This is a genomic window from Thermogutta sp. (assembly GCF_014359955.1).
GTDB lineage: Bacteria > Planctomycetota > Planctomycetia > Pirellulales > Thermoguttaceae > Thermogutta.
On sequence record NZ_JACIYL010000225.1, the window covers coordinates 1 to 5,764 of the forward strand.

The following is a 5,764-nucleotide window of genomic DNA, read 5'->3' on the forward strand; positions in this document are numbered from 1 at the left end:
CCCGCCGTCCACGCAATCCGGGAACCATCGCGCTCCACCCTTCGGAATCCGGTTTCTACTACCACGGGAGGCCCCACAATCACTCCCTGCGGCAGGCTCGATGCGATTGCGGTGAGTTGGTCGATTACCTTCCCTCGTTCAGCCTGGCCGTAATCTGAAGGCGGATCGAGGAGGACGATCACCGCCGCCATGTTTCCCTGGGCGTTGTGCGTGTAATTTTCGAATAAATGACGCACGGACTCCGCAAGCGAAGATCGGGTGACAATCGCCGGCCCCAGAAGCTGGTCCAAGCTCCAGACATCTTTGACGCCGGACACCGCACGAAGCCGTTGAGCCACCTCGGCCAGTCGCGCGATGCCCTCTCCGCTTGCGGCGAAAAGTTGGGGATCTCGATAAGCGATGAGCACAAAGTCTTGTGTCCCAAAGATTTTCTCGAATTCCGACCAGATTTTTCTCTCCGGGTCGTCGGCCGCAAGCATGTGCACGAGCGAGCGGTCCACAGGCAACCTGGCTGACAGCGGGATCGCGACCGCAACCAGAATCGCGCCGAGCACGAAAAACACTCCGCCAAGTCGAATCCACAGCGCGGCAAGATCGAAAAGGGGGTAACACCGAAAGCGGCGGGGATCGTGCGAAGCGCGACAAAGCGTTTTCATAGCCCTCCTGATGACGAGCTCACGCCCTGCGATGGCTTTTCAACCTGCCGTCGTGACCCGCGGAGCCCGCTTTTAATTTCCCGGAGGATTTCATTCTCGGGCAAGGCACGGTAGTAGGGATCAAGCGGGTAACAACCGCTGACAAGGCCGTTGCGTGGCGCGGTGGTGCAGTCGCTGAAGGTTCGGCACAGGCGTTTGGTCTGGAGGTGTTTCCCACCGAGGACGTCCCCCGGCAATTCCCAGTAGGCCAGCGCCAGCCGTCCGATTCCTACAAAATCCGTCCAGCCTTCTCGCACAACAGCCTGGGCGACGTGGGGCAGATATTCCTGAAAATACGTGTAGGCAGTGCCCACCACAGGGAGTCGGGGTAAAGCTTGCTTGATCTGCCTGACCACCGCAATCTGTCGCAAACACCCCAACAGCGGGTCTTCTGGCGGTTGGTAGCCATCCGATGGCGGATACAGGGCCGGTCGTTGGATATGAGGATTGTAATAGGGCGAACCGGCCGTCAAATTGACCAGCGCCACCCCACATGCCTCGTGAAGTTCTTTCAGTAGTGTGATCGGTTCGTGGAGATCGATTTCCAGCGGATTCCAGCGATTGCACCCGAAGCCCGGATAGGGCACCGGAAATTCGTGGGGAATTCCCGGCCCCAATTTTCCAGGCTCCGCCCGACTGGGGTCAGGGCGAAACGGAGGAAAATCGAAAACCGAGAGGCGCACACCGATGACCAACTCAGGACATTCCGATCGAACAGCGCGAATCACCTCGCGGAGAAATCGCGAGCGTCCGGGTAAATCCCCGCCGTACGGTCCGGGACGATCGAATGCCGAGAGGAATTCATGTCCCAGATACCCATGGCAGGCCTTGATATCGACAAATTGAAAACCCACATCGCGTGCCATCCGGGCTGCCTCGACGTAGGCATCGATGAGTGGGGCAATGTCTTCGTCCTTGAGAACGACCGAATCATCGCGGGGATCGATGCCGAACTTTTCATCCAGCACGGGATGGTGATACACGATCCGCGGTTCTGTCCGATCCTTTCGATTGGGGCGGCAGAAGCGGCCGGAATGCGTTAACTGGAGCCCTACAAAGAGGTCGTCCGTCGCACGCTCTCCGAAGCACTCACGATGGACCTCGCGAAGTCGGCCGAGGAGATGCCGCATCGCTTCCTTGTTTTCCGGCCGGTAATAAAGCTGGTTGGGATTGGCCCGGCCATCGCGCCGGACAGCGAACGCCTCCCCACCCCAGATGAGTTTCGCTCCCGAGGCGCCGAAGTGTTCCCATCGCCGAATGGTGTGCTGGCTGGGCTGACCGTCCGGGGTTCCATCCCAGCCTTCCATGGGGTGGATGCACCAGCGATTTCCGATTCGGAAGTCGGCCACCTCGAATGGCTGGGCTAGCGGGGAGCCTTCCGCAGCGGACAACGGTCGATCATCCACCGGTAATTCGTACCCCAGAGCCGCGATACGGTCGCGAAGTTCTTGCGGGGACTTCAGGGACGCTATTTTCACGAAGTCGGCGCTCTTCGATTGCATATCTTGGCAGCCCTTCCTGTTGCTGTCTTTAACCCGACATTGAATCCCGCATCGTTCCAGGACGCAGGCACCCGGATGTGCGTATTAACTGACAGGCCCTCTGGCGACCGTCAGACGTAGCGTTGCCGGTGCGTCATCCGCCCTGCTGCCCGGTGATCCGCGCGATCTCGGCTTCCACGCTCGCAATCTCTTTGCTCAGCGTTTCAATTTCCCGGGGGTCGTCCGGCTGCTTTTTGGCTCCCGCCAGGCGTTGCTGAAGCTCCCGCAAGCGTTTCCGGAGGGCATCGAGTTTCCGGGCATCCCGCTTGTTGAGATTTTTGTCCATCTTGCTCATTGTAACCTTTGCCTCCTTTGTCGCATTGGCCCCCGCCGAAGTTACGTCCGTTCTCCCACGCCATCCATTGATTTTAACTTTCGCTGGACCCATTCGATGGCCGCTTCGCGCGATGGGAGGAGCCCGTCCAACTGGGCACGGCGCACTTCCTGAAGGATTTCCCGATAAATGGGCCCCGGTGGCAATCCCAAGGCGTGGAGGTCGTCTCCCTTGAGAAGCACGGGGGGATTGAGTTTTTCAGGCGGCCACTGCAGCCGTTCCCGACACCACTCAAAGCCGGTAAGATCATGCGTCCCTTCCTGAATGGCCCGGGTTTCTGCCAGTTTGAGAAGATCGTGAATCCAGGGGGAGATGAGTAGGGATTGCACCTCCGACCAAGGCCTGAGATGCGCCCGATCGAGGGCCTCCTCGTGTTCGACCAACCAGACAATTTTGTCCGTGACCTGGTTCGACATGCGCAGCCTTTTGCAGATGGGCGACAGTTCGCCCGGTTCAACCAGCTTCCTGGCCACCGCCGCAAACGCCACGGGAAAGTCCGGATCCGGTAACGCCCCAAGAATGCGGAGGTTGAGCTCCCAGACCGATTCCCTCTCCTGCGTATCAGGCTTGAATTCTGGCAGGAGGACGTCCAGAAATCCCAGTTCTCGAAAGAGACGCAACCCTTCCACACGCCCGGGAGCCACAAAAAGCCGCTCCAGCTCCATGAGAATCCGCTCTTGACTCACCTCGCGGATCTGGTGAACGAGATTGCGAATGGCGGCGGCTGTGTGGGGATCGAGGGCAAATTGAAGCTCTGCGACGAACCGTACTGCACGGAGCATCCGGAGCTTATCTTCCGCAAACCGTTGGTAGGGGTCGCCGATCGCACGAATGATTCGCTGCCGGATGTCATCGACGCCCCCCACGTAGTCGATCACACGATCTTCGATGGGATCGTAAAACAGGCCGTTAATGGTAAAATCTCTCCGCAGTGCGTCCTCGCGGGGGGATGAGAAGACCACCCGGTCCGGGTGACGGCCATCGCTGTAGCCCAGATCGGATCGAAAGGTGGCCACCTCGATTTGGCCGGCGCCTTTCGGTCCGTTGACCGTGATGACTCCGAAGGCTGCGCCGACGGCAAATGTCCGCCGGTGTCCGAAAATCTGCCGTACCTGGTCGGGCAGGGCATTGGTCGCGACGTCGTAATCTTTGGGGGTGCGACCGAGAAGTTGGTCACGGACGCATCCCCCCGCCCAGTAGGCGATGAATCCCGCGTCACGGAGTTGCCTCACCACCCAGACGGCAAACTGACGCTGTTTTTTGGGATCGAGCTCAGGCGGCATGCTGCTTCTGACGGCTAAAATGAAACGGAAGGGCAGGCTTCCCGACTTGCCGGGCGAACATTAAAATGATAAATGACAAGCGGTGAAGAACCCAGCCCGACGGCCTGGCGCCCGATGCGCCTGGCAATTGGCAACGCGACCAGGTGGAGGAGCGTTACAGGTCGGCGGCATCAGACGGCTGGGATGTCCAATGCCCTGGTGGCGGAACTGGCAGACGCGCATGGCTCAGGACCATGTGGGGGAAACCCCTTGGAGGTTCGAATCCTCTCCAGGGCATCTTGGGGTATTTACGGGAGTTAGGCATAGGAAAGCAAATTGATGTAAAGTGATGCACAGAAACAACTTAAGCTAAAGTGTGCCCGAGGGGCTAGTTCGCGTTTTGTATCCCTTTGTACATCCTTGTATGCACTTGCGGGGCCACTTTTAGGTCCACCGCTCGATCTGGGGGTGCCCATTCTTCACTAATCGCTTTGTCAATATCCGCTTGTCTGATTTGGAAGTAGTGGCCGCGGGCCACATCCGCTGTGTGACCAATCCACTCATATACCGCGGCGGGTGGGAATCTAGCCAAAAGATCCATTTCAGCGCTTGATCGGAGATTCTGCCAAAGTTTGGGCCACGGGGGGACGCCGGCTCTGATAATCATCCGCTTGAGTTGTTCCCGAAGGTTGACCGCCTTCCAGTTCCCTCGATCCCCACTTTTTATGGAGTCCCGTTTACGAAGCTCTTCGAAGATATGAGTCTTCCCCTCTGCTTGTTCCCACAGGGCCTCCAGATGTGGTCGGATCGGAAGAAAGACAGGAACCATTCGGAAGGGTTTGCCCTGCTTGGCTGTCTTGGGTGACGGCACGCGAATAAGCGAACGCTCCCAATCGACACAATCCCAGGTCATACTGAATGGCTCACTGGGCACTCGCACCCCCATGTACCGTGCCATGGCTAGCAAGAGCTTCCACTCCAAACTTGGGGCCCGCTCGATGAGCGTTTCAATGATTCCAGCGGGTACATAGACCCGACGGTCGCGATTCACTTGGGAACCCTTTTGGACGCCATCAAACGGGTTGTGTGTGATGATCTCCCGTTTGATAAAGTCGCGGTAGAGGGTGCCCGCCCATGAAAGATGCTTAGCCGCCGTGGCTTCGGAGAGGCCTCGACGCCCTGCCCTGGTTTGTGCCTCGTAAAGTAACCACCGCTTGTAGTCCTCAACATCTGCAACCCTAACCGATCCCAAGGGCCGATCTTCGCCGAAGAAGGTGATCAAGTATCTAAAGGCCTGGTGAATGTTAGAGAGAGTCCACGCGGCATAGTGTTGCGATCTCTCCAAAAACTCCGTAGTGGCTTGCCCGAGTGTCACTTGACGGACGGATTCCAGTAAACCTGCTTTCTGGAGTTTGGCGACAAACTCAGGGTGCAGGTTTTCCAACCAGGTTTTCACTTTAGGGTCAGGGGGAAGGCCCCACTCCGTAGCATCGATAAGCCGGGAGGTTACCGCGAAAAGTTGGTTGGCCACGCGCTCGCTACACTTTCCGAAGCGGAGGCTCTTTCGTTCACCTTCCCGAGTGTACCAGCGGATGCGCCACCCCTTACTATCCTTGGTTAATGTAGCCATCAACCCTGCTCCTGCTTTAACTCGTCAAACGCTTCAGAAACAATCACCAACCGAAAGTATCGCATCAGGGTTTCGGTGTGCTTTAATGACAAGCCTCTGCCGGCAAGTAGCCTGTACAAGGCTGGGCGAGATATCCCCGTTTCCCGAGCGATCTGGCTGTAGCTTTTGCCGCAGGAAAGAATGCAGTCGCGAAGAGCTTTGTGGATTGACTTCCAGGTCTTGGCCATAGGTGTTCAGTCTCCAATCTACTTCCTGAGTATTGTAACAGTAATGATACATTCTGGGAAGGGTGGTAGAACCCG

The 5,764-nt window shown here is 57.7% G+C and carries 6 protein-coding genes and 1 tRNA gene; 1 reads left to right on the forward strand and 6 read right to left on the reverse strand.

From position 1 onward, the window contains the following. The 4 genes from H5U08_RS08695 to H5U08_RS08710 all read right to left on the reverse strand — a co-directional run. On the reverse strand, positions 1 to 656 hold a 656-nt coding region (locus tag H5U08_RS08695; protein WP_297032213.1), incomplete at its 3' end, for a hypothetical protein. Further along, positions 653 to 2,197: an NADH:flavin oxidoreductase gene (locus tag H5U08_RS08700; protein ID WP_297032215.1), complete on the reverse strand. Its 1,545-nt coding sequence runs from the start codon at positions 2,195 to 2,197 to the stop codon at positions 653 to 655. The genes H5U08_RS08695 and H5U08_RS08700, both read right to left, overlap by 4 nt. Before the next feature lie 133 nt (positions 2,198 to 2,330). Beyond that, positions 2,331 to 2,531, reverse strand: a complete 201-nt coding sequence (locus H5U08_RS08705) for a hypothetical protein (RefSeq protein WP_297032217.1) — start codon at positions 2,529 to 2,531, stop codon at positions 2,331 to 2,333. Between the two features lie 41 nt (positions 2,532 to 2,572). Beyond that, positions 2,573 to 3,853, reverse strand: coding sequence for a CCA tRNA nucleotidyltransferase (locus tag H5U08_RS08710; RefSeq protein ID WP_297032219.1), 1,281 nt, complete (start codon positions 3,851 to 3,853; stop codon positions 2,573 to 2,575). Positions 3,854 to 4,045: 192 nt separating this feature from the next. Between H5U08_RS08710 and H5U08_RS08715 the strand changes: the two genes are divergently transcribed. Beyond that, positions 4,046 to 4,129, forward strand: a tRNA-Leu gene (locus H5U08_RS08715). A 91-nt stretch (positions 4,130 to 4,220) separates the two neighbouring features. On the opposite strand, the gene H5U08_RS08720 is transcribed toward H5U08_RS08715, so the two are convergent. Together H5U08_RS08720 and H5U08_RS08725 are read right to left on the reverse strand one after the other, a co-directional pair. Continuing rightward, positions 4,221 to 5,462: a site-specific integrase gene (locus H5U08_RS08720; RefSeq protein WP_297032221.1), complete on the reverse strand. Its 1,242-nt coding sequence runs from the start codon at positions 5,460 to 5,462 to the stop codon at positions 4,221 to 4,223. Further along, entirely contained in the window at positions 5,462 to 5,689 is a 228-nt protein-coding gene (locus tag H5U08_RS08725; RefSeq protein ID WP_297032222.1) for a hypothetical protein, read from the reverse strand. Before H5U08_RS08725 ends, H5U08_RS08720 begins: the two co-directional genes overlap by 1 nt. Positions 5,690 to 5,764: the final 75 nt, after the last annotated feature.